Origin of the sequence: Streptomyces sp. NPDC051563 (assembly GCF_044454225.1) — a bacterium.
Classification (GTDB): domain Bacteria; phylum Actinomycetota; class Actinomycetes; order Streptomycetales; family Streptomycetaceae; genus Streptomyces.
In genome coordinates this window covers 60,783-84,989 of record NZ_JBITDL010000036.1, presented here as the reverse complement: position 1 = coordinate 84,989, position 24,207 = coordinate 60,783, and the positions used below count along the sequence as shown (strand labels likewise).

16 protein-coding genes and 2 pseudogenes are annotated in these 24,207 nt (G+C 73.0%); 8 read left to right on the top strand and 10 right to left on the bottom strand.

What is annotated here, in order from left to right; genetic code table 11:
• Nucleotides 1-121: 121 nt before the first annotated feature.
• Both ACIA8F_RS33200 and ACIA8F_RS33195 read right to left on the bottom strand, forming a co-directional pair.
• A pseudogene (locus ACIA8F_RS33200) lies at nt 122-1,557 on the bottom strand (carotenoid oxygenase family protein).
• 143 nt (nt 1,558-1,700) lie between these two features.
• Nucleotides 1,701-2,351: a TetR/AcrR family transcriptional regulator gene (locus ACIA8F_RS33195; protein ID WP_399384424.1), complete on the bottom strand. Its 651-nt coding sequence runs from the start codon at nt 2,349-2,351 to the stop codon at nt 1,701-1,703.
• Between the two features lie 115 nt (nt 2,352-2,466).
• Between ACIA8F_RS33195 and ACIA8F_RS33190 the strand changes: the two genes are divergently transcribed.
• Nucleotides 2,467-3,162 (top strand): hypothetical protein, encoded by a 696-nt coding sequence (locus ACIA8F_RS33190; protein WP_399384422.1) that lies wholly within the window; start codon nt 2,467-2,469, stop codon nt 3,160-3,162.
• Between the two features lie 100 nt (nt 3,163-3,262).
• On the opposite strand, the gene ACIA8F_RS33185 is transcribed toward ACIA8F_RS33190, so the two are convergent.
• On the bottom strand, nt 3,263-3,838 hold the full coding sequence (locus ACIA8F_RS33185) for a GNAT family N-acetyltransferase (protein WP_399384421.1): 576 nt from the start codon (nt 3,836-3,838) through the stop codon (nt 3,263-3,265).
• 85 nt (nt 3,839-3,923) lie between these two features.
• Between ACIA8F_RS33185 and ACIA8F_RS33180 the strand changes: the two genes are divergently transcribed.
• A complete protein-coding gene (locus ACIA8F_RS33180; protein WP_399384420.1) occupies nt 3,924-4,532 on the top strand; it encodes a TetR/AcrR family transcriptional regulator in 609 nt (202 codons plus the stop codon).
• A gap of 41 nt (nt 4,533-4,573) precedes the next feature.
• Here the strand turns inward: ACIA8F_RS33180 and ACIA8F_RS33175 are convergent, their stop codons facing one another.
• Complete coding sequence (locus ACIA8F_RS33175) at nt 4,574-5,014, bottom strand: VOC family protein (RefSeq protein WP_399384418.1); 441 nt, start codon at nt 5,012-5,014, stop codon at nt 4,574-4,576.
• A gap of 290 nt (nt 5,015-5,304) precedes the next feature.
• Here ACIA8F_RS33175 and ACIA8F_RS33170 point away from each other — a divergent pair.
• Nucleotides 5,305-5,964: pseudogene (locus tag ACIA8F_RS33170) on the top strand (class I SAM-dependent DNA methyltransferase); the annotation flags it as partial.
• Nucleotides 5,965-6,067: 103 nt separating this feature from the next.
• The gene (locus ACIA8F_RS33165) at nt 6,068-6,970 is read left to right on the top strand and encodes an NADP-dependent oxidoreductase (RefSeq protein ID WP_399384416.1); all 903 of its coding nucleotides are present in this window, start codon (nt 6,068-6,070) and stop codon (nt 6,968-6,970) included.
• Nucleotides 6,971-7,117: 147 nt separating this feature from the next.
• On the opposite strand, the gene ACIA8F_RS33160 is transcribed toward ACIA8F_RS33165, so the two are convergent.
• Together ACIA8F_RS33160 and ACIA8F_RS33155 are read right to left on the bottom strand one after the other, a co-directional pair.
• Nucleotides 7,118-7,549, bottom strand: a complete 432-nt coding sequence (locus ACIA8F_RS33160) for an OsmC family protein (RefSeq protein WP_399384415.1) — start codon at nt 7,547-7,549, stop codon at nt 7,118-7,120.
• On the bottom strand, nt 7,546-8,343 hold the full coding sequence (locus ACIA8F_RS33155; RefSeq protein ID WP_399384414.1) for a hypothetical protein: 798 nt from the start codon (nt 8,341-8,343) through the stop codon (nt 7,546-7,548). Before ACIA8F_RS33155 ends, ACIA8F_RS33160 begins: the two co-directional genes overlap by 4 nt.
• A gap of 274 nt (nt 8,344-8,617) precedes the next feature.
• On the opposite strand from ACIA8F_RS33155, the gene ACIA8F_RS33150 reads away from it, so the two are divergent.
• Nucleotides 8,618-8,959: a HopJ type III effector protein gene (locus tag ACIA8F_RS33150; protein ID WP_399384413.1), complete on the top strand. Its 342-nt coding sequence runs from the start codon at nt 8,618-8,620 to the stop codon at nt 8,957-8,959.
• Nucleotides 8,960-9,101: 142 nt separating this feature from the next.
• Here ACIA8F_RS33150 and ACIA8F_RS33145 read toward each other — a convergent pair whose 3' ends face one another.
• Nucleotides 9,102-9,707: a hypothetical protein gene (locus tag ACIA8F_RS33145; protein WP_399384412.1), complete on the bottom strand. Its 606-nt coding sequence runs from the start codon at nt 9,705-9,707 to the stop codon at nt 9,102-9,104.
• Between the two features lie 239 nt (nt 9,708-9,946).
• Complete coding sequence (locus ACIA8F_RS33140) at nt 9,947-10,951, bottom strand: ArsR/SmtB family transcription factor (protein WP_399384411.1); 1,005 nt, start codon at nt 10,949-10,951, stop codon at nt 9,947-9,949.
• Between the two features lie 327 nt (nt 10,952-11,278).
• On the opposite strand from ACIA8F_RS33140, the gene ACIA8F_RS33135 reads away from it, so the two are divergent.
• Entirely contained in the window at nt 11,279-14,209 is a 2,931-nt protein-coding gene (locus ACIA8F_RS33135; RefSeq protein WP_399384410.1) for a discoidin domain-containing protein, read from the top strand.
• A gap of 119 nt (nt 14,210-14,328) precedes the next feature.
• Here ACIA8F_RS33135 and ACIA8F_RS33130 read toward each other — a convergent pair whose 3' ends face one another.
• The gene (locus ACIA8F_RS33130) at nt 14,329-15,585 is read right to left on the bottom strand and encodes a saccharopine dehydrogenase C-terminal domain-containing protein (protein ID WP_399384408.1); all 1,257 of its coding nucleotides are present in this window, start codon (nt 15,583-15,585) and stop codon (nt 14,329-14,331) included.
• 115 nt (nt 15,586-15,700) lie between these two features.
• Between ACIA8F_RS33130 and ACIA8F_RS33125 the strand changes: the two genes are divergently transcribed.
• Nucleotides 15,701-16,417, top strand: a complete 717-nt coding sequence (locus ACIA8F_RS33125; RefSeq protein WP_399384406.1) for a TetR/AcrR family transcriptional regulator — start codon at nt 15,701-15,703, stop codon at nt 16,415-16,417.
• On the opposite strand, the gene ACIA8F_RS33120 is transcribed toward ACIA8F_RS33125, so the two are convergent.
• On the bottom strand, nt 16,399-20,358 hold the full coding sequence (locus tag ACIA8F_RS33120; RefSeq protein ID WP_399384404.1) for a DNA-binding protein: 3,960 nt from the start codon (nt 20,356-20,358) through the stop codon (nt 16,399-16,401). The genes ACIA8F_RS33125 and ACIA8F_RS33120 overlap by 19 nt on opposite strands.
• A gap of 383 nt (nt 20,359-20,741) precedes the next feature.
• Here ACIA8F_RS33120 and ACIA8F_RS33115 point away from each other — a divergent pair, with 383 nt between their 5' ends.
• Nucleotides 20,742-24,122: a S8 family peptidase gene (locus ACIA8F_RS33115; protein WP_399384429.1), complete on the top strand. Its 3,381-nt coding sequence runs from the start codon at nt 20,742-20,744 to the stop codon at nt 24,120-24,122.
• Nucleotides 24,123-24,207 lie beyond the last annotated feature (85 nt).

Below are 24,207 nucleotides of genomic sequence, written 5' to 3'. Positions count from 1 at the left end.
CCGGTGAACGTCTCCACCCACAACACCTCAGCCCGCAACACCCCACCCATACAAGAGGAATGCCCCATCCCAGATGTTCTGCAACAACCTTTAGAGGCTGCGACCCTGAGCGCAGCCGTGCTCAGCCCTCGTCCGTCGGCAGCCAGGAACCGTGCAGGCCGAGGGGGACCCGGACCGGGATGCGGGCGCGGGCCACAGGCCCGGCGGCCGGGTCCTGGGCCGGGAGGACCAGGAACCAGGCGGACCCGTCGGTGCGGTCGGTGGCGAAGGTCAGCCAGTAGCCGTGCTCGTCCGAGTCCCGGCCCGGCACCGGCGCGAAGACCGGCTCCCCGACGGACAGGTCCCCGGCGTCCCAGACGCGGGCGGTGCCGGTCTCGGTGTCGTGGAAGCGCACGGCGTCGTACTCGCCCGGCAGCAGGTCCGTCCGGCCGGTCTCGGTGGCCAGCGCGGCGTGGCGGTGGCGCCGGCCGATGAGCCGGTCGTCGATGCGGGGGAACTCCACCCGGGAGTCGTCCAGCAGGGTCCGGGCCATCGTGCCGGCGCCCGGGTCGATGCGCGCCCGTACGAGCCCGCCGCTCATGGGGGCGGCTCCGGGCTCCGGGTCGGCGCCGACGGTCAGCCGGCTCCACTGCACGTAGTCCAGGACCACCGGGGCGTCCGCGCCGGGGCCTTCGTCGTAGGCGTTCACGGTGTGCCAGAGCCAGAACGCCTCGTCCTCGGCCCAGCGCGGCGGGGCGCCGTCGCGCGGGACGAGGACCACACGGGTGCCGCGTTCGGGCCGCCACGCGAGGGGCAAGCCGCCCGCCATGGCTGCGGCGAGGTCGAAGAAGGCGGGTGCGAGGACGATGACCGCGTAGCGTGCGGTGAGGGCCATGTCGTGGATCATCATGGGCTCGTCCACGCCGTCGATCGGCGTGGGCCCGCGGGTGACCTTCCCGTCACGGCCGATGACCGACCAGGTCAGGTACGGCGCTTCGAGGCCGTAGCAGAAGACGACCATCTCGCCGGTGACCGGATCGATCTTGGGGTGGCGGTGATCCCGGCCGGCAGGGCGCCGTCGAATTCCTCGCGGCCGAGCGTCCCGAGGCCGGCGCCGACCCGGTAGGGGCAGGCGGATTCGGCGAGGGCCAGCAGGCGCCCGCCGTGCCGTACGACGTTGATGTCGGGCATCTCCCGGAAGGCGCCCGCGAGGTCGGGACCGACCTGGTCGGCGTCGGGCATGATCATCGACTCCACGCCGCCCCACAGGGCGCGCCCGGCCCGTTCCTCGGCGCGCAGGGAGGCCGTGCGGACGAAGCGGTTGCGGTAGCGTGCGCGGCCCTGCGAGAGCCAGATCCCGTGCAGCATGCCGTCGCCGTCGATGGGGTACAGGTACGAGCCGATCGGGGTGAAGCGGGGATTGGGGCCGTTGCGCAGGTAGAGCCCGTCCAGCTCGGGCGGGATCTCGCCGGTCACCTCCAGGTCGGCGACGTCGACCTCCTCGCTGACCGGCGCGAACGAGCCGAGCAGATGGGGAACGCGCGTGGGATCGAAACGGGGCGGCGTGTGCGTGTTCACGGAACCTCCCGGACGCCGGTCGACGTGATGCCGGTCGACGTTATGCCGGTTGACGTGATGCCGACTGCGGTCCTGTCTGCACTTCCAGTGAAACGCGGCCCTCCGCTCGGTGCCTGGCGGGGTCGTGCGGCGCCGGGCCGGGCTCAGGTGGGGACGGAGCTGCGCCGGTCCGGGGTGAGGAGGTAGGCGACCGCCATGTCGCTGAGCTCGTCGGCGTAGTGGCGCCTCTCCTCGTCCCCGGTGACGGGGTCGGGGCGCACGGAGTTGTGGAAGCAGGCGCCGAGGATGGCGCGGGCCGCGGTGTCGAGTGCCTCCTGCGGCCGGGAGCGGAGGATCTGGTCCGCGTACGGGGCTGCGGCTTCGAGCAGGAGGCGGTGGAGTTCGGTGATCGTGCGGGCCCCGCGGTCCAGCGCCCTGGTCCCGCGTGCGCGCAGCAGTTCAGGGAAGAGGCTGCTGCTGTCGGCGAAGGACTGCAGCAGGGCGTCCGCGTAGGCGTCCATGACCCCGGCGAGTGAGGGATCGGCCGTGCGCAAACGCTCGGCCACGGACTCCTCGCGGCGTTCCAGCATCCGCTCGGACAGGGCCGCGATCAGCTGTTCCTTGTCCTCGAAGCGGCGGTAGATCGTGCCGACGGAGACCCCGGCGCGTTCCGCGACGCCGGCGATCGTCATCTCCTCCAGGCCGTCGGCGGAGGCGATCTCCTCGGCCGCCCGCAGGACGCGGGCCAGTGTCGCGGCGCTGCGGGCCTGCCGGGGTTCCCGGTAGGACGCTGGGCGCTGGGGCTGCTCGGTCATGTCCCGCATGGTATCCGCGGTGCTCTCATCAGGGCCTTTGACAACGGGTGCACTCCTCGGCGTACTCTCGTAATGCGAACGTGAATTCGCATTCACATTTTACGGAGGTTCGACCATGACCCACAACCAGACGCAGCCGCCCGTCACCGTGACGCTTGAGGCCGGCCCCGCCGGCGGCGGAAGCATCGACGACTTCGAGCTCTTCTACGCCCGCCGGGCAGTGGACCGCTTCCGTACGCTGCTGGGCCGCGAGGGGCTCCTCGACCTGCTGGCCGCGGACATCGAAGAGGGCAACGCCTTCCTGCGCGAGAGCGCCCTCGCCTCCGACGGCGCGTTCAAGGCGGGCACCACCGTCCTCGCGACGAAGGGCCTGACCTCGGCCGAGTTCCTGGCCTGGATGGACAAGGCCTTCGCCGGCGACGAGCAGCCGCTCCTCGCGGCGCACCCCGAGCACTACGCGATGGGCACCGACGAGACCGGCGCGCGCGTGGTGGAGAACATCGGCCCCCACGTCGCCTCCTTCTACATGGGCGGCTGGGGCACCGACGCGCTGGACTGGGCCAAGGACGCGGCCGAGCTCCTCCCGGAGTCGCAATTTCCGCGCAAGATGTCCTCGAACCTCTTCCTGACCGATGGCACCGTCATCGGGAGGGCGCTGATCCAGTTCGGCGACACGGCGGACGGCTTCGCCTCCAGCCTGACGGTCTACTTCCCCGTCGCCTGCCCGGACGAGGTCCTGGACCACCACCTGCGGCACTACGCCGTGGAGTTCCGCAACTGGATCGTCGCCGCGGCGGCCGCCCGCCCGTGACGTCCACGGCCGGACGCCGGGACGGCCCCGGCGTCCGGCCCGCACGCGTCCGCGGCGGGCCGCCCGTGCCGGGCCGCTTGCGCCCGCGGCGGGCCGCCCGTCAGGGCCCGGTCCGCGTCGCCGCCGCGCCCGACAGCCCGAGTTCGTAGATCTGGCCGACGAGGTCGGCGCCGAAGCTGTGGTGCGGTTCCTCCTCGACGAGCCGGAAGCCCGCGGCCAGGTAGACGCCGCGGGCGGCCGTCAGGGTGTCGTTGGTCCAGAGCCGGATCCGCCGGTAGCCCGCCTCGCGGGCGAAGTCCACGCACCGCTCCACCAGGCGGGAGCCGAGCCGGTGCCCGCGGGCGGCCGGGTCGACGAGGAGGATGCGCAGCTTGGCGGTGCCACCCTGACCGCCGTCACGGCCGTCACCGGCCTCACCGCCGTCACCCGCCTCACACACCTCACCCGCCACGCAGAACACGCTGCCGACGCGGCGGCCGTCGAGCTCGGCGATCCAGGCGGCCTCGCGGGTCGGGTCGCGCCGCTCGGCGTAGTCCGCGACGATCCGGGCGACGAGGGCCTCGAAGCTGCCGTCCCAGCCGAACTCCCTCGCGTACTGCTCGCCGTGGGCCATCACCACCCAGCCGAGGTCGCCCGGCTCCCCCAGCGGCCTGATCACTGCTCGCGCCTCGCTCATGGGGAACCTCTCCGCTGTCTACCGGACTCGGCTGATGACCACCAGCTCGACTGAAACGACTGTTTCAGTAAAGCATAATGTCCGGATGGCTCCCTCCGACCGCGCCGATTCCGCCCGCAAGCACCAGCTCCTCGAGCTGGCCTACGCCCACGTCCTCGATCACGGGCTGGCCGACATGTCCCTGCGGCCCCTCGCCGAGGCCGTCGGCAGCAGCCCGCGCGTCCTCCTCTTCCTCTTCGGCAGCAAGGACGCCCTGGTCCAGGCCCTGCTCGCCCGGGCCCGCGAGGAGGAGACCGGGATGCTCGACGCCGTGCGTCCCGCCCGGGCGGGGGCTGGACACGGCCTCGCCGAGGCGGGACGGCTGGTGTGGGGGTGGCTGGCCGATCCCGCCCACCGCAAGCTCCTCACCCTGTGGGTCGAGGGCTACTCCCGGTCCCTCGCCGGTGGCGGCGGCCCCTGGGCGGGCTTCGCCGAGCGGACGATCGCCGACTGGCTGGCGGTCTTCGCCGCGGCCCAGCCGCCCGCCCACCGCGACACCCCGGAGGCCCTGGCCGAGCGCACCCTGCTCCTCGCGGTCCTGCGCGGAGCACTGCTGGACCTGCTCGCCACCGGCGACGAGCCGCGCGCCGGCGCGGCCGTCGCCGCCCATCTCCGCACGCTGGAAGCCGTAGACCGCGAGGCACCGGCGCCGTAGGCCCGCAACGGGCTCCGCCCGCGCGGTGCCGCTTCTTCCCGTCAGCGCAGCTGTTCGGCCAGTCCGACGATGACGCCCTCCGGGCCGCGGACGTAGCAGAGCAGATAGCTGTCCTCGAACCGGGCGATCTCGCCGACGAGTTCGGCGCCGTGGGGGCGCAGGCGGGCAACGGTGCCCTCGAGGTCGTCGACGGCGAACATGACGCGGTGCGTGCCCAGAATGTTGTGCGGCCGGTCACGCGGCCCGGTGCTGGTCGCCTTGGGGCTGCGGTACCTCGCCAGTTCGAGCCGGCTGTGACCGTCCGGGGTGCGGAGCATCGCGATGTCGCAGTGGACGCCGTCGAGTCCGGTGCACTGGTCGGCGACGAGTCCCTCGACCTCCGTCCTGCCCTCCAGCTCCATACCCAGTTCCACGAAGAACGCGATGGCCGCGTCCATGTCCTCGACGACGATGCCGACGTTGTCCATCCGCTGAATCGCCATGTTCGTCTCTCCTTCTGCCTCGCACGGCCCGTGATCACGGCTGATGTCCCTGGGACGGATCCGACGGCGCGTTCTCGACATCCCCCGACCGCAGGACTCAGGCCATTCTGGACGCCGTCCCGGACTCGTCCTCTTCGCCGCGCTCGTGTTCCCCACGCCGGCCGGGTGGCCGCGCAGCCAGGACGGGCAAGCGGCCATGCCGGTCGCGCACGGGGACGGCGAGCGGCTCGGTGCGCGGGTCGAGCAGCTGCGGGAGGCGCTGACCGCCGCGGTTCCGCGAGGAGCCGACCGCCGGTCTCCGACCGGCCCTCGACTTCCTCGTCGAGCTCGCCGGAGACGGCCGGGCCCTGGAGTTCGCCATCGGGACCGGACGGGTGGGCATTGCGCTGCGGGAGCGCGGCGTACCGGTCGTGGGCATCGAGCTGTCCGAGCACATGGCAGCGGTGCTGCGCCGGAAGGCGGACCGGGACACGCTCCCGGTGGTCATCGGGGACATGGCCACCACCGTCGTTCCGGGCGAGTTCTCCCTGGTCTACCTCGTCTACAACACGATCACGAACCTGCTCACGCAGGACGAGCAGGTCGAGTGCTTCCGCAACGCCGCACGGCATCTGGCACCCGGCGGCCGATTCGTCATCGAGCTGGGCGTGCCGCCGCTGCGACTCCTGCCGCCCGGTCAGGTCGCGGTGCCGTTCGACGTCTCCGAGCAGCATCTCGGCTTCGACACCTTCGATCTCGTCGAGCAGATCCTCGTCTCGCACCACTTCACCCGTGAAGGCGGGCACTATCGCCGTGACGACTCCCGGCACCGCTACGCCTGGCCGGCTGAACTCGACCTGATGGCACGGATCGCCGGGCTCGTCCGGGAGCGGCGCGTCGCGGACTGGGACGGGGCTCCGTTCACCCAGGATTCCGCGAAGCACATCTCCGTGTGGCGCAAGCCCACCTGAGGGCGCACACCGTGTCCGTACGCCCACGGGGACGACCGCGTGCCTACCGTGTGGGCGGCGGCGAGCGCGAAGCCGTCAGCCGGCGGCGTAGAGAGGGGCAATCATGAAGGCGGTCCGCTTCAGCAGGTTCGGGGGACCCGAGGTCCTGGAGATCGTAGAACTCGCCGATCCGCATCCGGGTCCCGGTCAGGTCCGCATCGCCGTACGGGCGGCCGGCGTGAACCCGAGCGACTGGAAGAAGCGCCGGGGCCTGATGGACGAGGGGCTCCCGCAGACCCTGGGGTACGAGGCTGCGGGCATCGTCGACGAACTCGGCGAGGGTGTCCGCGACGTGGCCGTCGGCGACCGGGTGTTCGGCTTCTCCACCGAGGGGGCGGCGCAGGCCGAGCTGGCGGTGCTCTCCTACTGGGCTCCGGTCCCGCCGTCGCTCGGCTTCGCAGGCGCCGCCGCACTCCCGGCCGCCATCGAGACGGCCACCCGCGCACTCGATCAGCTCGGCGTCGGCAGCGGCGCCACCCTGCTGGTGAACGGTGCGTCCGGAGGCGTCGGCAGCGCCGCGGTCCAGCTCGCCGCGGTCCGTGGCGCACGCGTGATCGGCACCGCCGGCCCGGCGAACCACGCGTACCTCCGCACGCTCGGGGCCGAGCCCGTCGCCTACGGCGAGGGCCTCCTCGACCGGGTGCGCGCGCTGGCCCCCGACGGTGTCGATCTGGCGCTCGACGTGGCCGGGAGCGGCGTGCTGCCCGAGCTCATCGAGCTGACGGGCGGCCCGGAGCACGTCGTGACGATCGCCGATTTCGCCGGCGCGCAGGAGTACGGGGTGGTGTTCAGCCGCGGCGACACCGGCCGCGCGTTCCACGTGCTCGGGGAGATCGGCGCCCTGATCGAGTCCGGGCGCTTCACCCTGCCGGTCGCGCGGACCTTCCCGCTCGCCGAGGTCGCGGAGGCTCACCGGGCCAGTGAAAACGGGCACACGACCGGGAAGCTCGTCCTGCTGACCGGCTGAGGACCGGCTGCCGACCCGTTGGGGAGCGGCTCCCGCACGTGGTCGTGCCCGGCTCGTGGTCGTGCCCGGCTCGTGGTCGCCGAGTTCACTCCGCGTGCAGCCGAAGCCGACGCGCACAGCCTGCCGGTCTCCCCCGGTTCCGGCTGGTCAGTCCGTGTCGACGACCTTGACGGCGACCGGGGTGCCGGCCTCCACCGTGCGGCTGACCGTGCAGAGCTTGTCGTGGGAGGTCTTCACCGCGCGCGGCAGGATCGTACGGGCCCGGTCGCCGGCCTCGCCCTCGGGGAAGCGGACGGTGAAGGCGGCTTCCAGGTCCGTCAGGTGGTTGCCGCCGGCGTCCTCGGCCTTGTGTCCGTGGACTGCGACGGAGAACGCGTCGGGTTCGGCGTGCCGGCCGGTGGCGACGTCCACGTCGGCCGCCGAGCAGCCGCCGATCGCGGCGAGGAAGAGCTCGACGGGGGTGAAGCCCCCGCCGGATCCGGTGCCGAAGGAGATGGTGTCACCCCGGGAGTTGGTCGCGGTGAACATGCCCGGACCGGTCCGCTCGACGGTGACGGAGCGCAGGGAATCAGGTGTCATGACCTTGACGTTAGCCGCGAGGCTCCGCGCCCACCACGCCACACGGCGGAACGGGCCAGGAGGAACGTCCCGGCGGCTCCGATGACGAGGGTCCAGGCCAGGCCGGTGAGCGCGGAGGCCGTACCGAGGGTGAACGCGGTCACGCACGGCACGGCGAGGAACGTCAGGGTGGCTCCCAGGAGGATCCGGGCGAAGCTGCCGAAGCCGGGGCCCACCAGGAAGCCCAGGCGCCGTACGCGCACGGCCATGGCCCCGGTCACCCCGGCGAGGAGCAGCAGCATGAGGGTGTGGCCCAGCCGTTCGCGTCCCACGTCCAGGGGGCCGCCCACGACGGCCTCGGAGGAGCCGTCGGAGGTGGTGAGGAGGGCGTCGCGGTTGTCGAAGACCTCGACCGTGACCCGGGGGTCCTGCAGCAGGCGCCCGGCCGTGCCGGCCCCGGCCGAGACGAACCACGGGCGGCCCGCGTCGTCCGGGGTGAAGGCGAGCGACGTGGCCCTGCCCGGCGTCGCCGACCGCCCGTGCTGCCCGAGCTGCGTGGCGCTGCCGGTCACCGTCGTGCGGCAGTGCTGCGTGGCGCCCGGCGCGCAGTCCGGGGCCGTGGCGTACGCGTCGAGTTGCCGGACGTCCCGCCACGCGACCGCCCCGACCAGCACCGACGCCGCCAGACCCGCTACGGCGAGGAAGCCCAGGGCGCGGGCCCACGCCTTTCGGCGGGGGCGGGGGGAAAGGGCCGGGTGCTCGGCGGGCACGGGCTCGCGCGACGGTGCGGGGGTCATGTGGATCGAGTTGATCACGGAGGGTGTCCTGCCGCCAGGGCCCCAGGTCCCGCCGTCGTTCCGGTCCGTGGAACGGCCTGCTCCGGCGTAGAGCGCCACAGGTCGTCCGCGTGCGCGTCAGACCGTACGGCTTACCCGAGGCCACGCCGGCTCGCCCGGTCGCCCCTCGTGACCTGCGGTGATGCTGCTCCGTCCAGGGTGTGGAGCGATTCCTGCCGGGTGGCGGCGAGGGGGTAATGTCGTCCGGTCACGGACGGCGATCGGACCGTCCGTTCAACCCTGGGGAACCAACATGACTGATCTGAACTCGCTGCGGGCAAGCCTTGCGTCCGGTGAGCACGGGTTCGCCGCCACCTTGGACTTCGTCGCCGCGCACTACGCGTACGAGCCGCGGGCGTTCCGCAACGGGGACGTGGAGAATGCCGCGGGTGAGAACGCGGGTTCCTGCAAGACGCTGGGCCTGGCCCTGCTGGAGGGGCTGAGCGACGAAGAGGCGCTGCTGGCGTTCGGGGAGCACTACCGCAGCGTACTGGCGACGCCGAACGGCACTGATCACGCCAACATCCGCAACCTCATCGCCCACGGCCTGGCAGGGGTCACCTTCGCCGAGCAGCCGCTGTCCCGCTTGAGCTGAGCGGCGACGCCAGAACGCGCGGCGGAGCGAGCGGCCGAACGAACGGGAGAAGACCGTGATGTTTCGGTCCGTCGTCGAACCACCCGAGCCGATGCGGGGGCTGGAAGTGCCGCCCGAGGTGGTGGCTCCGGGGCCGGGCGGGTCAGGCCCGTAGGCCTGCCCGTCGCAGGGCGATCTTCGCGAGGTCCTCGATGACGGGCTCGTCCCCGCGGCGCCAGGCATCGGCGAGTCCGCCGGGTGGGGCGGGCAGGGCGGCGAGATCGCCGAGCGGGCCCGTCAGGGCGCGCAGCGCGAGCAGGTCGGCTCCTCCGGGGGCCTCGAAGAGGCGGCGCGTGACGGCACTGCGGCGGATCCAGCGCAGGCGCGGTGGGAGCCACAGCAGGAGCACGAAGGCCACCGGGATGACGATGAGAGCCGTGGTGGTGAGGGTGGCGATCTGGCCGACGGTGTCCTGGAGCGACTGTCCGGCGTCGGCGAAGCCGGTGCTCGCGTCGGCCGCGGACTGCAGCGGGGTCTTCAGCAGGTCACCGACGAGCGGCACCTTCGAAGCCGCGTTGCCGGCGTTGCCGAGTTCGGTGGCCAGGCTGTCGCCCGAGCTCTCGACCTTCTGTCCGGGCACGGCCAGCAGCATGATCGTTCTGTGGACGGCGAGGGCGAACAGCACCGCCGCCGCCATCAGGAGCACGGCAAGCAGATCCGCGAGCAGCTGGCGGTTCCTGCGCGCCGGGGTCTGGGCGTAGATGCGCATCGAGGAGGCTCCCGTTCACGTCGCGGCGGCGGGGGCAGCGGCCCCTCGTCCGGAGGGGAACCGTCGGCCGCCCACCTCGCACTCGACTCTTCCACTGCGCCACGCGGCCAAACCCCCGACGCACCGCCGTCACCGCCCGCCGCCCTTCACGAGGCCGCCTTCGGCGGAGCAACCCGCTGAACTCGCCGCCGACGGGGCGGAAGCGGGGAGCGCGCAGGACCGCGCGGTGCGGGGACCGATCACCCGTGCCCGGCCAGTGGGCTCCTCAGGAGTTCGGCGCCCAGCGGGGTGACGGTGTGCACCACGGATTTGCCGCGCCGGCTGGTGGTGATGAGGTGGGCGTTGCGCAGCACCGTCGCGTGCTCGCTGGCCGCTGCGATCGAGACGTTGAGGCGTCGCGCCAGTTCGGTGGTGCTGCACCCTTCGGCGGTCACGTGCAGTGCGGCGGCGCGCGTGCGCCCCAGCAAGGCGCGCAGTGATGCGTCCGCCGTGTGCTCCGCACCCCACAACGCAGCACCCGTCTGCGCGTCTCCGATGGTGGGGAGGGCGAGCGTGGGCGTCGAGGTTTCGTCCTGCGGGTCCCACAGCAGGGCCGGCTCCCGCCACAGGAAGACCGTCGGAGCGATGACGAGGCCTCGCCCGCCGAGGCGGACCTCGACGTGCCGGTGGTACCGCACCTCCAGTACCGGTGCCCGCCATCGCACCAGCGGGACGCACATGCCCTCCAGCAGACGTTCGATCCCACCGTCGAGCAGCATCCGCGCGAAGGTCGCCCGTACGGCCTCCACATGGGCTCTCGTGCTGTTCCCGTAGGGAGCGACGAGCGCCTCGTTGCAGGCGGCGAGCCCCGCGGCGAACTCCCTGCGGGCCGTGAGGTCTCCTTCCGCCAGTTTCCGGGCCCACGAGAGCTGCGAGGGGTGGAAGGCGATGTGCTCGAACTCGGCCCGCAGGCCGGCCGGCGAGGCGCGGAGGAGGTTGTCGATCCCCTCCTCGACGGACGGCGTGTCACCCATCAGCACCGTCAGGTCGAGGTCCGGGCCGTCCACGGCCAGCAGGCTGGTGAACGGCCGGGCCCGCACGCCCAGTCGCCCGCGGACCGCCTCCTGCCAGGGGCGGAAGGGCAGGGCCGTGGAGGCGCAGTCGCGCAGCAGCCTCAGGCTGTACATGGTTTCCGCGGCCGCCCCGACCGTCGCGGCCACACGGGTCCGGGCGAGGTCGTCGGCGGTGAAATGAATGCGCAGCACCGAGGATCTCCCATGGCCGTCCGCTCCGGCGCCACTTGATCGCCCACCGCAGTCTGTGCCCCGGTCCGTGCCACCGTCCAGGACGTGTTTCAGCCAAGGTCCACGGGCGGCGCAGTCCTGCGGCGAGCACGGGCAGAGCCCCGCAGAGCCCCCGTAAGGCCCGGTCGAGCCCGGAAGAGCCCGGTAGAGCCCTTCGAGAAGAAGATTATTGCGACCTAGCGTTCGTTTTTTGCGCAGGATCATAGACTTCCTCCATGTGGAGTCGTAGCGTCCCGGGTTGAGCCATTTCCGCTCTCCGCCGATCGAGCCGCAAGGACGTGCGTGCCCGTGCCCCAGCCCCCGCAGAGCCATCCCCCGACGCCCGAGCAAGTCCGCTCCCTCAGGCGGCGGGCCAGCGCCGTCTTCCTGGCCCTCTCCCTCACCGGGACCGCCGCCCTGACCGCCCTGACCTTCGGAGCCGCCCCCGCCGCACACGCCGCCGGGGTGCCGGCACCCTCACCGATCGGCATAGCCGGGCGGGGCGCGAGCGTGCCGTTCACCGAGCTGGAGGCCGAGTACGCCGCCACCAACGGCACGTTCATCGGCCCCGACCGGCTCTACGGGAACCTCCCCTCGGAGGCGTCCGGCCGGCAGGCCGTGACGCTGAACGCCGTCGGCCAGTACGTTGAGTTCACCCTGACCAAGCCCGCGAACGCGATGTCGCTGCGCTACAGCCTCCCGGACACCGGCGACGGCAAGGGGCGTGACGCGACGCTGGACGTACGGGCCGACGGCCAGTCGGTCAAGACCCTGCCCGTCACCTCCAAGTTCAGCTGGTACTACGGCGGTTATCCCTTCAACAACAACCCGGGCGACACGAACCCGCACCACTTCTACGACGAGTCCCGGACCCTGCTGGGCGCCACCTACCCGGCCGGAACCAAGATCCGCGTACAGGTGACCTCGACCGCGCAGTCACCCTCCTTCACCATCGACCTCGCCGACTTCGAGCAGGTCGCCCCGGCCGCCGGCAAGCCGGCCGGCGCCCTCGACGCCGTCGCCGACTTCGGTGTGGACCCGACCGGTGCCACCGACTCCACGGCCCGCATGCAGGCCGCCGTGAACGCGGGACAGGCCCAGGGCAAGACGGTCTACGTCCCGCCGGGCAGCTACACGCTCTATGACCACGTCGTCGTCGACGGGGTCACGGTCCAGGGCGCGGGCCCCTGGTACTCCGTCTTCGGCGGACGCGACCCGGTGAACCGCAACCGCGCCGCGGGCTTCTACGGGAAGTACGTCCCCGGCGGGGGCTACACGGGGCCGGTCCGGTCGCACGAGGCGAACGGGCCGAGCAAGAACGTCACCCTCAAGGACTTCGCGATCATCGGCGACGTCCGCGAGCGCATCGACGACGACCAGGTCAACGCCCTGGGCGGGGCGATGTCCAACTCCACGGTGGACAACCTCTGGATCCAGCACGTGAAGGTCGCCGCCTGGATGGACGGCCCGATGGACCGGTTCACCATCCAGAACAGCCGCTTCCTCGACATGACGGCCGACGGCGTGAATTTCCACACGGGTGTCACGAATTCCCGCGTCACCAACACGTTCGTGCGCAACGCGGGTGACGACGGTCTGGCCTCGTGGCCGCAGGACAAGCCGAACACCAACATCAGCTTCGACCACAACACGGTCGTCCTGCCGATCCTCGCCAACAACATCGTGACCTACGGCGGCAGGGACTTCACCATCTCGGACAACGTCATGTCCGACACCATCAGCAACGGCGGCGGCCTGCACATCGCCAACCGCTACCCCGGGGTCAATTCCGGCAAGGGCACCGCGGTGGCCGGCACGATCACCGCCGCGCGCAACACCCTCATCCGCACCGGGAACAGCGACTTCAACTGGAACTTCGGAGTCGGCGCGATCTGGTTCTCCGGCCTGAACGAGGCCGTGCAGGGCGCCAGCATCAAGATCTCCGACACGGACATCCTGGACTCCTCCTACGCGGCGATCCACTCGATCGAAGGCCCGATCAGCGGGGTCGAGTTCACCAACGTCAACATCGACGGGGCCGGGACCTACGCCATCCAGGCGCAGTCCAACCTCTCCGCGAAGTTCACCAACGTCACCGCCAAGAACATCGCCCAGTCGGCGACCCCGATCCACAACTGCATCGGTGCCGGACTCCAGATCAGCGACGGCGGCGGCAACTCCGGCTGGAACACGGCGCAGACCTGCACCGGCGTGTGGCCCGCGCCGGTATGGACCAACGGCGGGGTCCCCAGCACTCCGACCACGCCTCCCACCACTCCCCCGACGACGCCCCCCACCACACCGCCGACGACCCCGCCGACGACTCCTCCCACCACCCCGCCGAACGGCAACCTCGCCCAGGGCAGGACCGCCACCGCCACGTCGGCCGTCCAGTCGTACTCGGCGGCCAATGCCGTCGACGGCAACGCCTCCACCTACTGGGAGAGCAACGGGAACGCCTTCCCGCAGACCCTGACGGTGGACCTCGGCGCCACCCGGCGGATCGGCAAGGTCACCCTCAAGCTGCCGCCCTCCGCCGACTGGGCGACGCGGACCGAGACCCTCTCGGTGCTCGGCTCCACCGACAACACCGCCTGGTCCACGCTGCGCGCCGCCGCCGGAGTCACCTTCAATCCCGGCTCCGGCAACGCCGCGACGCTCACCTTCGACCCGGCGGACGCCCGCTACGTACGGCTGAACATCACCGGCAACACCGGCTGGGCGGCGGGCCAGATCTCGGAGTTCGAGGTCTACGCGGCGTCCGACGGCACCCCGACGACCCCGCCCACCACGCCTCCTCCGACGACCCCGCCGACCACTCCGCCGGCCGGCTCCAACCTCGCGCAGGGCAAGAGCGCGACCGACACGACCCACACCCAGGGCTACGTGGCCGCCAACGTCACCGACGGGAACTCCGGCAGCTACTGGGAGAGCAACAACAACGCCTTCCCGCAGTCGGTCACCGTCGACCTGGGCGCCACCCAGACCGTCGGCAGACTGGTGCTCAGGCTCCCCGCCTCCTGGGGCACCCGCGTCCAGACCCTCGCCGTGCTCGGATCCACCGACAATGCGGCCTGGTCGACCCTCAAGGCCTCCGCCGCCTACACCTTCACCGAGGGATCCAACGCGGTGACCGTCACCCTTCCCGCGTCCGGCGTACGCCACCTGCGCCTGACGTTCACCGGCAACACCGGCTGGCCGGCCGGCCAGCTGTCGGAACTGGAGGCGTACGCCTCCTAGCGCGTCCGTACATCCCTCCCAGCGTGTCCGTGCATCCGCACACCGACGGCCGGCCCGGGCTCCCGCCCGGCCGGCCGTCCGGCTGTGCGGCTGTGCTGCGGCCACCCCCGGTCACGGCATCAGTGGTCCGCTGCCGGGGCCGGCGGCCTCGGAGTCTCCTCCCGGATCCCCCAGGGGGACCCGTACGCAGTGAGCAGGTCGAGGAAGGGGCGGGGCGGCAGGGCCTCGGGGCCGAGGACCCCGGAGCCGGTCCAGACGCCGGCGGCGAGCAGTTCCAGGGCCACCACCGGGTTGACGGCGGTCTGCCAGACCACGGCCTGGGAGCCGTACTCGCGCATCGACCACTGGTTGTCGACCACGTGGTAGAGGTACACCTCGCGGGGCAGGCCGTTCCTGGTCCCCTTGACCCAGGTCCCGGCGCAGGTCCGGCCGGTCATCCGGTCACCGAGGGCCGCCGGGTCGGGCAGGCAGGCGGCGACCACGTCCCGCGGCGAGACGCGGACCGGGGTGCCGTCCTCGCCGCGGACGGTGACCGGTTCGGTGGAGTCCAGGCCGAGTGCGTGGAGGGTCTTGAGCTTGCCGATGAAATCGTCGCCGAGGCCGTACTTGAAGGTGACGCGGCGTGCTCCGACCCAGCGCGGGACGAGGAGGACCTCCTCGTGCTCGACGTTGACGCACTCGACGGGGCCGATGCCCTCGGGGAAGTCGAAGACCTCGGGCTCGCTGAACGGTTCGGTGGTGAACCAGCCGCGGTCGCGCTCGTACACGACGGGAGGGTTCAGGCACTCCTCGATCGTGGTCCAGATGTTGAAGGACGGGGCGAAGTCGTAGCCCTCGACGGTCAGATCGGCCCCGTCGCGGATGCCGATCTCCTCGATGTCGTCGAAGAGCTCATCGGCGGCGTAGCGGGCGAAGACGTCCGAGAGGCCCGGCTCGACGCCCATGCCGACGAGCGCGAGGCGGCCCGACTTCTCCCATTCGGCGGCCCGTTCGAACTGCTCGTCGCCGAGCTTCACCCCGCACGTGCCGTACGGATCCCCGGGGTGCGGGCGGGACAGGGACATGGCCATGTCCACGTAGTGGGCGCCGGCCGCCAGCGCGGCGTTGAAAAGCGGCATCACGAACCGCGGGTCGGTGGCGTTCATCAGGACGTCGCACCCGTGCTCGGTGAGCAGCCGGGCGATCCCCTCCTCGTCGGAGGCGTCCGCGCGGCACGCGCTGAAGCGCTGCTCCGCCGCACCGAGGGCGGCGACCGCGGCCTCGGCGCGGGCCGGGTCGTAGTCGGCGACGACGAAACGGTCGAAGAAGCCGCGGCGGGCGGCGATCTTGGCGATGGCGCTCCCGACGCCGCCGGCACCCACAAGCAGAACACGCATGACGAGGTCCTCTCTCGGTGGGGCGTGCGCCCCAGGGGGCTGATGGAACCGCCTGCCGCGAGTTAAGGTCAATGGTGTTGGCATAAGGGCGAACGGTCGAGGGGGCGGGTCCGCGATGGCTAAGAACGTGGTTCCGGAGGAGGCCCGCCGCCGGCGGCGGCCGACCCGGCAGGGCACGGTGCTCTCCGAGCAGCTGATCGTGGAGACGGCGCTGCGGATGGTGCGGGAGCACGGAAGCGCGGGCCTGACCGCCCGGCGGCTCGGCGCCGCGCTGGGTGCGGACCCCAGCACCCTCTACCGGTACTTCGACGGCATGGACGGGCTCACGCTGGCCATCGGCGAGGAGCTCATCGGCCGGGCCCTCGCCGGCTGGGTCCCGACCGGGGCCTGGCGCGATGACCTGCGCGCCCTGGGCCTGCGCATCCACGGGGGCTACCTCGACCATCCGCAGGCCGCTCTGCTGACCACGAGCCGGGTGTCCGGGCGGCCCCGGGAGATCGCGGCCGACGAGGCCATCCTCGGGAGCCTGCGCGGCGCCGGGTTCGGGGACGAGGCCGCCGTCCGGATCTACCACGCCTACATCGACCAGTGCCTGGCCTTCGCGGCGCTCGACGCGGGATCGCTGGCGCTCGCGGAGCAGGCCCGGGAGTCCGACGAGGAGCGGTGGGAGTCCACGTACGCCCGCCTGCCGGCCGCGACGTACCCGAACATCGCCGCCACCGCGGGGCTCCTCGCGGCCCGGATGCCGCACAGTGCCTATCCGGTCGCGCTGGACATGCTGCTGGAGAGCGCCGCGCGTGAACTGGCCGCCGGTCAGCAGGACTTCCGGTAGGGGAGGTCCGGGAGGTAGGTGCGCCACTCGGCCCGGGAGAGTCCGGCGCCGGCCCGGGTGCAGACCGCCTCCGCGAGCCGGGCCGGAGCCACCTGGTGGGTGCGCACGGTGCTGTGTTCGCCCGCGCTGTGCAGGGTGCGGCCGTCGGGAGAGAAGGCGAGGGCGACGATCCCGTCGCCGGGGGTCGGCAGCGGGGATCCCAGCGGTTGGCCCGTACCGGAGTCCCAGAGCCGGAGCGTGCCCGAGGCGCCCGCCACGGCCAGGGTCCGGCCGTCCGGGGAGAAGGCCAGGGCGGTGACGGCCTTACCAGGGTCCCGGCCGATCGCGTCGAGTCCGGCCGCGTCGGGGCCGGGCGGGAGGGTGGCCAGGCGCCGCCGGGCCTCCCCGTCCCACACGGTGACCCCGCCCGTCGTGTCACCGACGGCCAGGCGCGTGCCGTCGGGGCTGTAGGTGATCACCCCTCCCTGTTCCATGACGGGGCCCCGATCGGTGCGCCGGCCGGTGGTGAGGTCGAAGGCCTGCGAGGAGCTCGCGAGGAGGCGGCCGTCGGGGCGGACCGCGACCGGGGCCGACCGGTCGCCGCCCCTGCTCGCCGCGGAGGACATCCGGTCCTTCGTGAGGTCCTGGGGCCGGGTCCTGAGTCCGCTCGCCAGGTCCCGGACGTCCAGGGCGTCGACGCCCGCGCGCGTGGTGAGCAGGGAGCGGCCGTCGGACGAGACGGCCATTCCCGTGATGGGCATCCGGGCGGCGAACGGCGGCTCGGGGTCCGCGGGGAGCGGGCGGGCCTTGTTCGCCGCCACGTCCCACAGGGCGGGCTCCCGGGAGCCCGTCCCGGTGTCCCGCGGGCCTTGCCCGGCCTCGGCGCCTTCGGCGGCGTCCGCGCGGGCGTGGGCGAGGGTCCGCCCGTCGGGGGTGAGCGCCAGGAGCGCACGGCAGTCGTGTCCGGCGGGCGGCTCGCCGGTTTCCGGTGCGGCCTTCGGGCAGTCGGCCGGCGGGGTGGCGGCGATGCGCCGGCCGTCGGCGACGGCGTACGCCTCGAACCAGGTACGGGCGCCCTGCCTGCGGTCGACCGCGAGGGTCGCGGCGTCCGCGCTGAAGGTGCCCGTCGAGGCCGGCTCGGGGTTCCAGTCCGGTGTCGTCGCAGGTCCGTAGGAGACCGTGCGCACCACGGTGTCCCCGATGCGGCGTTCGGTCAGGTACCGGATGACGCCGTCCTGCGGGTCGATCCGCAGCTGGGAGGCGGCCCCGCCGGCGAGGGGGTACCGGAAGACCGGCCGTTCGGGCGCGGCCAGTCGCCACATCAGGATCTCCCGGCCGTCGACGGCCGCGGCGAACCGGCCGTCGGGGCTGGTGGTCGCCTCCGTCAGACCGTAGTGGTCGATCCGGGCCGGTTCCCGGCCGGTGAGGGGATCCCACAGGCTCAGGCCGCCCGGCTCCCGGGCCAGGAGGACGGCGCCGTCGCCGGTGAACTGGAAGGAGTCCACCCCGCACGCGCCGGGCCGGGAGGCGGGCAGTTCGGTGCCCCGGGCCACGTCCCAGACCCTCAGGGGCACATCGGACCGTTCGAAGGCACTCGCCGCGTCCCCTCCCTTCGCGCACAGGGCCAGGTGGCGCCCGTCCGGGCTCAGCGCCCACATCGGATGCCGTCCGGTCGGCACCTCCAGCAGGGTGCGGCCGTCCCGTGCGTCACGGAGCGAGAGCCGGCCGGTGGCGCCCTCCATGTCCAGGCTGGCGACGATCCGTTCGGCGTCCGTCCAGGTCGTCGAGGCACCCGCCGGCCGGAGCACGGGGTCCAGCACCTTGCCGGACGCCAGATCCAGTCGGCGGGCCCCGCCGTCGGATCCGGGCCCCTGCGTCTCACGGGACCCTTGCAGCAGGGCGGTGCGGCCGTCCGGGGAGATCCCGCGGAACAGGGAGTACGGGTCGAGGGGCAGTTGTGGTCCGAGCGCCGTCCTCTTCTTGACGTCCCAGGCGCGTACGGAGTCCACGTCGACGGTGACCGCGGTCCGGCCGTCCGCGCTCAGCCGGACCGGGAGCGCCGGGCGGGCGGTCCACGGGCCCGCCTCGTCCGGCACGTCGTAGGCATCGGTCTCGGCCTGGACGGACGCCGCCAGCAGCGCCGACCGGGTGTCGGCGGTCTCGGCGAGCCGCCAGGCGGCCAGGCTCAGCCGCATCGCCAGTGCGGGGTCGGAGCTCCGCAGGCCCTGGGCCACGGCTGCCAGTTGACCGGCGGACCGTTCCTCGCCCTGGGCCCGCCGGAGCTCGGCGGCGACCCGCTGGCGGACGTTGTCGCGGCCCTGCTGCAAGGCCGTCGTGCTCGCCACCGTGAGGAGGACGAGGAGGAGGGCGACGACGGAGGTCACCCCGCGCCGGATCCGGCGGGTACGGGAGCGGGAGGCGAGGCCCGCGCGCAGGAACTCCTGCTCCACCGGGACCAGTTCGGCGGTGCGGCCCGCTCCGCCGGCGAAGGTGGCCTCGGCCTCGGCCAGTTCCCCTCCGCGCAGGAGGGCCCCGGCGTCGCGCCGGCGGGTCAGCCAGTTCTGGGTGGCCTGGGTCAGCCGGCGGTGGCGCCGCAGCCGTTCCCGGTCAATGTCGATCCAGTCCCGCAGCCGCGGCCATGCGGTGATCAGGGCTTCGTGGGCCAGGTCCACCACGTCCCGGTCCAGGGTGACGAGCCGGGCCCGGGCCAGCCGGTCCAGTACGGCACCCGCCTCTGCGGCCTGCGGCGAGTCCGGGGGAATGAGGGTGTCGCGGGGTACGGGCCGCCGGGTGTCGGGGGCTCCGTCGCCGGGGGTGATCAGGTTCAGCAGCAGGCGGCGCGCGACGGGGGCCCGGTCGGGCCCGAGTTCCGCGTACACCTCCTCGGCGGTCTGGGCCAGGGCTCCGCGCAGGCCGCCGGCCGCCTCGTGTCCGGCGAGGGTCAGCGTGCGTCCGCGGCGGCGCCGCCAGGTCTCCAGCAGGGCGTGGGAGAGCAGGGGCAGGCTGCCGGGTTCGCGGGTGACCTCTTCCACGAGCCGGGCCGTGAGGGCGCGTTCGACGGTGAGTCCGGCCGCGGCCGCGGGGCGGACGATCGCGCCGCGCATCTCGTCGGGGGTCAGCGGGCCCACGGGGAGGGTCGCGGCCCGGGCCGCCTCGGCGAGGGCGGGGTGGGCCAGGAAGTTCGCGTAGAAGTCGGCGCGCATGCCGAGCACCACGCGGATCCGGCTCCCGGGGTGGCGGGCGGCGAGGAGGCCCTCGAGGAAGTCCCGGCGTTCGTCGGGGTCGGCGCAGAGGGTGAAGAGCTCCTCGAACTGGTCGACGATCAGCCAGGTCTCGCCGTCTCCGGCGGCCGGGGCGAGCACCGCGGCGTGGGTCCGCATCGGGTGTTCGCCGGGGGTGAGGACGCGCAGGGCGGCGGCGGGCGGCAGGGGCGGTGCGCAGCGGCGCAGCCGCGGGATGAGGCCGGCCCGCAGCAGGGAGGACTTGCCGCTGCCGGAGGGGCCGAGGACGACGGCGAAGCGGTGTTCCGCGACCAGGGACGCCAGTTGGTCGGTGAGGTGCTCGCGGCCGAAGAACACCGCCTCGTCCTCGGGTTCGAAGCGGGTCAGGCCGCGGTAGGGCGGGGTGCCGCCGCCTTCCGCCTCGCGTGCGCGCGAGGACAGGGCTGCCGCCTCGGCTTCCGCCTGCGCCTCGGCTTCGGCCTCCCGCCAGCGTCGTTCCCATTCGGTCCGGGCGGCGCCGCAGACCTCGGCGTAGGCCAGGGTCACGGGCAGGCTCGGGAGCCGGTTCCCGGCAGCGGCCTGGGAGAGCGCCGTCACCGAATAGCCGGCCCGTGCGGACATCTCCCGGTAGGGGACGGAGCCGGCCGCGCGGCGCAGTGCGCGCAGCTCGCCGGCGAACCGGGCGGTCGGGCCGGCCTGTGGATCGAGCGCCTTCTCCGGCCTTCCCGCACCCGTGCCCATGCAGCTCCCCTCCCCAGGGATCAAGATCGTTTCCACCGTAGAAGGCCGAACCACCAGCCACAAGGGCCTCTTCGGCCACGAAAACAATTGTTCAGTCGCCCGGATGGAGGCTGCTGAACAATCCGCGAGCCGGTGGACTGCTGCCGTACCCCGGTCGCCGAGCGGCCCGGACGGCCCGCCCCGCCCACCCCTGCTTCTCCCCCTGGGGGCAGGCGGGGCACGGCCCGGACCGGGCCCCGGCGACCGGCATCACCCCAGTGCCACGCACCCACCGCACACACCGCGTACGTCACACACCCCTCGTACGCCCCGTGTGCCACACGACGAAGCGTGCCCGGCGGCTCCGGCCTCCGTGCCCGCCTTCCACAGGAGCAGAGTTGTTCATACGGACACAGACGCCTCGGCGCACCGCGGGGGCCCTCGCCCTCGCCACCGCCGTCGTCGCCCTCAGTACGGGTCTGACCGGCCCCGCAGGAGCGGCTTCCGCCGCCTCCCCCACGCGGAGCACCCCGGCCGCCGGCACCGCGGACACCCCCGTGACCGTCACCCTGATCACCGGTGACCGGGTGACCGTGAACGGCAGCGGCGCCATCGAGCGCTTCGAGCCCGGGAAGGGCCGCGAGCGCGTACCCGTCGAGATCGAGCGCGCCGACGGCCACACCCTGGTCCTGCCCGCCGACGCCCGGGCCCTGCTGGCCGCCGGCAAGCTGGACCGGCGCCTCTTCGACGTCACCACGCTCTCCGACCCGGCGCTGCGCGCCCTGCACCGCGGCGGACTCGGCCTGATCGTCCAGTACGAGGGCGCCGCCCCGGCGGCGCGCGCCGAACTGCGGTCCGCCGCGGACAGCGGGGCGGGGCGCTCACTCCGGACGGTCAACGCCGAGGCCGTCAAGGCCTCGGCCGCCGACGCCACGAAGGTCTGGGAGGCCCTGACGACGCCCGCGGCGCGCGGTCTGCGGGCCGCCGACGCCGGTATCGGCAAGGTCTGGCTGGACGGGGTGCGCAAGGCGAGCCTGGACAAGAGCACGAAGCAGATCGGCGCCGACCGGGCCTGGGCGGCCGGGTTCGACGGCACGGGCGTGAAGATCGCCGTGCTGGACACCGGTGTCAACAAGACCCACGAGGACTTGAAGAGCCAGGTCGTCGGGGAGAAGAACTTCTCCGACTCCCCCGACACGGTGGACCGCGTCGGCCACGGCACCCACGTGGCCTCCATCGCGGCCGGGACCGGGGCCGCGTCCGGCGGGGCGCTCAAGGGCGTCGCGCCCGGCGCCAAGGTGATCAGCGGCAAGGTCCTCGACGACCAGGGCTACGGCAGCGACTCCGCGGTCATCGCGGGCATGGAGTGGGCCGTCGCCGAGGGCGCGGACGTCGTCAACCTCAGCCTGGGGAGCCGGGACTTCCCCGGCGTCGACCCGGTCGAGGCCACCGTCGACCGGCTGTCGGCGGAGAAGGGGGTGCTCTTCGCCATCGCCGCGGGCAACGACGGCCCCGGCGGGTCCACCGTCGGCTCGCCCGGCAGCGCGGACGCCGCCCTGACCGTCGGCGCCGTCGACTCCAAGGACGTCCTCGCGGACTTCTCCAGCAGGGGCCCGCGCGTCGGCGACGGGGCGGTCAAGCCCGACCTCACCGCGCCCGGCGTCGGCATCACCGCCGCGGCCGCCCCGGGGAGCAAGCTCGACACCGATCCCGCGGCCCAGCACCCCGCCCCGGGATACCTGAAGCTCAACGGCACCTCCATGGCCACCCCGCACGTGGCCGGAGCGGCGGCGCTGCTCAAGCAGAAGAACCCCGGCTGGAGCGGGACCGAGCTCAAGGGCGCGCTGACCGCGTCCGCCAAGGACGGCGGGACCGGCGTCCAGCAGCAGGGCACCGGCCGCGTACAGGTGGACAAGGCCCTCACCCAAACGGTGATCACCGAGCAGTCGTCGGTGTCCCTCGGCACGGCCCAGTGGCCGCACGCCGACGACGTACCGCTCACCAAGAAGATCGCCTACCGCAACCTCGGCACCACCGACATCACCCTCGACCTCGCGGTGACCGGCACCGACTCCCACGGCAAGCCCGCCCCGGCAGGCTTCTTCGCGCTCGGCGCCGACAAGGTGACCGTGCCCGCCGGCGGCCGGACCGAGGTCGCCCTGACCGCCGACACCCGGCTCGGCAGCGTCGACGGAGCCTTCTCCGCCTACGTCACCGCCACCGGCGGCGGTCAGTCGGTGCGCACGGGCGCGGCGGCCGTCCGTGAGGCCGAGGCGTACGACGTCACCGTCACCACGGTCGACCGCGACGGCCTCCCCGCCCGCGAGTTCTCCCACTCCCTGTTCGGCATCGGGGGCGCCGCCGACGGCATATGGGAGGGCGTCAGCAACGAGACCGGCACCCGCACCCTGCGCCTGCCCAAGGGCACCTACGCCCTCCACGGCACCGTGTACCAGGACGGCTCGGACCTCACCAAGGGCGTCGACTGGCTGGTCCAGCCCCGGCTGGAGGTCGCCGGAACCACCACGGTCACGGTCGACGCGCGCACCGCGAAGCCGGTGGACATCACCGTCCCCGGTCTGGCCACGGCCGACTTCGCCCTCCCGTACTACCAGCAGACGGTCGGAGACGGCCACCTCGGCAACGGCTGGGTCCTGCCCAAGGGGTACACCGGGTTCCGCTCCGCCCACATCGGGCCGGACGTGACCGACGGCTCGCTCACGCAGAGCTGGCTGGCGACCTTCCTCAAGGACCCGGCCACCCAGTACAACGTCGCCCTCGGCGGCTCGACCAAGCGCCTCGCGACCGGCTACACCCGGCACGTGAAGGCGAACCAGCTGGCGAAGCTCTCCGCGGAGATGGGCGCGTCCGCCCCCGGCAAGTCCGGCTACGCCTACGCCGCCCCCACCCTGCCCGGCATGTCCCAGGGCGACTTCTTCGGGGCCGTCCAGCCCGCTCCGGCCACCCGGACGCTCTTCCTCTCCGCCCTCGACGGCGCGACCTGGCGCAGCGGGTTCTGGCAGCTCGGCGCCCCGAACGCGGACGGTGACCAGCGCGTCGAGGCCGATCAGGCCTCCCTGCAGCCGAAGCGCTACGCGGCGGGCTCCACCTACCGCGAGACCTTCAACACCGGGGTGTTCGGACCGGTCCTGGGCAAGGGCGTGGGTGTGTCCCGCAGCGCGCCCGACCCGGCGACGGGCAAGCAGACCCTCACCGGTGCGGTGCCCCTGTTCAGCGACGGCGCCGGCCACGCGGGCTCCTCGGCTCTCACCAAGACCGCCACCACCCTGTACCGCAACGGCGTCAAGGTCGCCGAGAACGAGGACCCGCTGAGCGGCTGGGAGCCCTTCACGGTCGACGGCGCCGACGCCGAATACCGGCTGACCACCTCCGTCGAGCGGTCCCCGGAGGTCTCCCCCGTCTCCACCCGCATCGACACGAGCTTCACCTTCCGCTCCGGCCAGGTCGCCGCCGACACCGCGCTCCCGGTCTCCACGGTGCGCTTCCTCGCCCCGCTCGACATCGCCTCCCGCGCCCCGGCGGGCAAGGTCACCCGGATCCCGGTGACCGTGCAGGGCTCGGCCTCCGGGAAGAACCTCAAGACCCTGACGGTCTCCGTGAGCGAGGACGGCGGCACGACCTGGAAGCGCGTCACCGTCACCGACGGCGCGTTCTCCGTCCAGAACCCCGCGAAGGACAAGGGGATCTCCTTCCGGGCCCAGGTCACCGACAAGCAGGGCAACGTATCCGAGGTCACGGTCGTCAACGCCTACCTGGGCAAGTGATCTCCCCTCGCTGAACCCGCCCCACCCGACTCGTCCCGCCCCGCCACGCCACGAACCGTGGCGGGGCGGGGCGGGCGCGTTCCCG

Coding starts and splice junctions, on each gene's coding strand:
- ACIA8F_RS33180 (WP_399384420.1), top strand. CDS start 3,924: ATGGCTCCCTCCGACCGCGCCGATTCCGCCCGCAAGCACCAGCTCCTC.
- ACIA8F_RS33125 (WP_399384406.1), top strand. CDS start 15,701: ATGGCTAAGAACGTGGTTCCGGAGGAGGCCCGCCGCCGGCGGCGGCCG.
- ACIA8F_RS33145 (WP_399384412.1), bottom strand. CDS start 9,707: ATGCGCATCTACGCCCAGACCCCGGCGCGCAGGAACCGCCAGCTGCTC.
- ACIA8F_RS33130 (WP_399384408.1), bottom strand. CDS start 15,585: ATGCGTGTTCTGCTTGTGGGTGCCGGCGGCGTCGGGAGCGCCATCGCC.
- ACIA8F_RS33120 (WP_399384404.1), bottom strand. CDS start 20,358: ATGGGCACGGGTGCGGGAAGGCCGGAGAAGGCGCTCGATCCACAGGCC.
- ACIA8F_RS33195 (WP_399384424.1), bottom strand. CDS start 2,351: ATGACCGAGCAGCCCCAGCGCCCAGCGTCCTACCGGGAACCCCGGCAG.
- ACIA8F_RS33185 (WP_399384421.1), bottom strand. CDS start 3,838: ATGAGCGAGGCGCGAGCAGTGATCAGGCCGCTGGGGGAGCCGGGCGAC.
- ACIA8F_RS33175 (WP_399384418.1), bottom strand. CDS start 5,014: ATGGCGATTCAGCGGATGGACAACGTCGGCATCGTCGTCGAGGACATG.
- ACIA8F_RS33165 (WP_399384416.1), top strand. CDS start 6,068: ATGAAGGCGGTCCGCTTCAGCAGGTTCGGGGGACCCGAGGTCCTGGAG.
- ACIA8F_RS33150 (WP_399384413.1), top strand. CDS start 8,618: ATGACTGATCTGAACTCGCTGCGGGCAAGCCTTGCGTCCGGTGAGCAC.
- ACIA8F_RS33190 (WP_399384422.1), top strand. CDS start 2,467: ATGACCCACAACCAGACGCAGCCGCCCGTCACCGTGACGCTTGAGGCC.
- ACIA8F_RS33160 (WP_399384415.1), bottom strand. CDS start 7,549: ATGACACCTGATTCCCTGCGCTCCGTCACCGTCGAGCGGACCGGTCCG.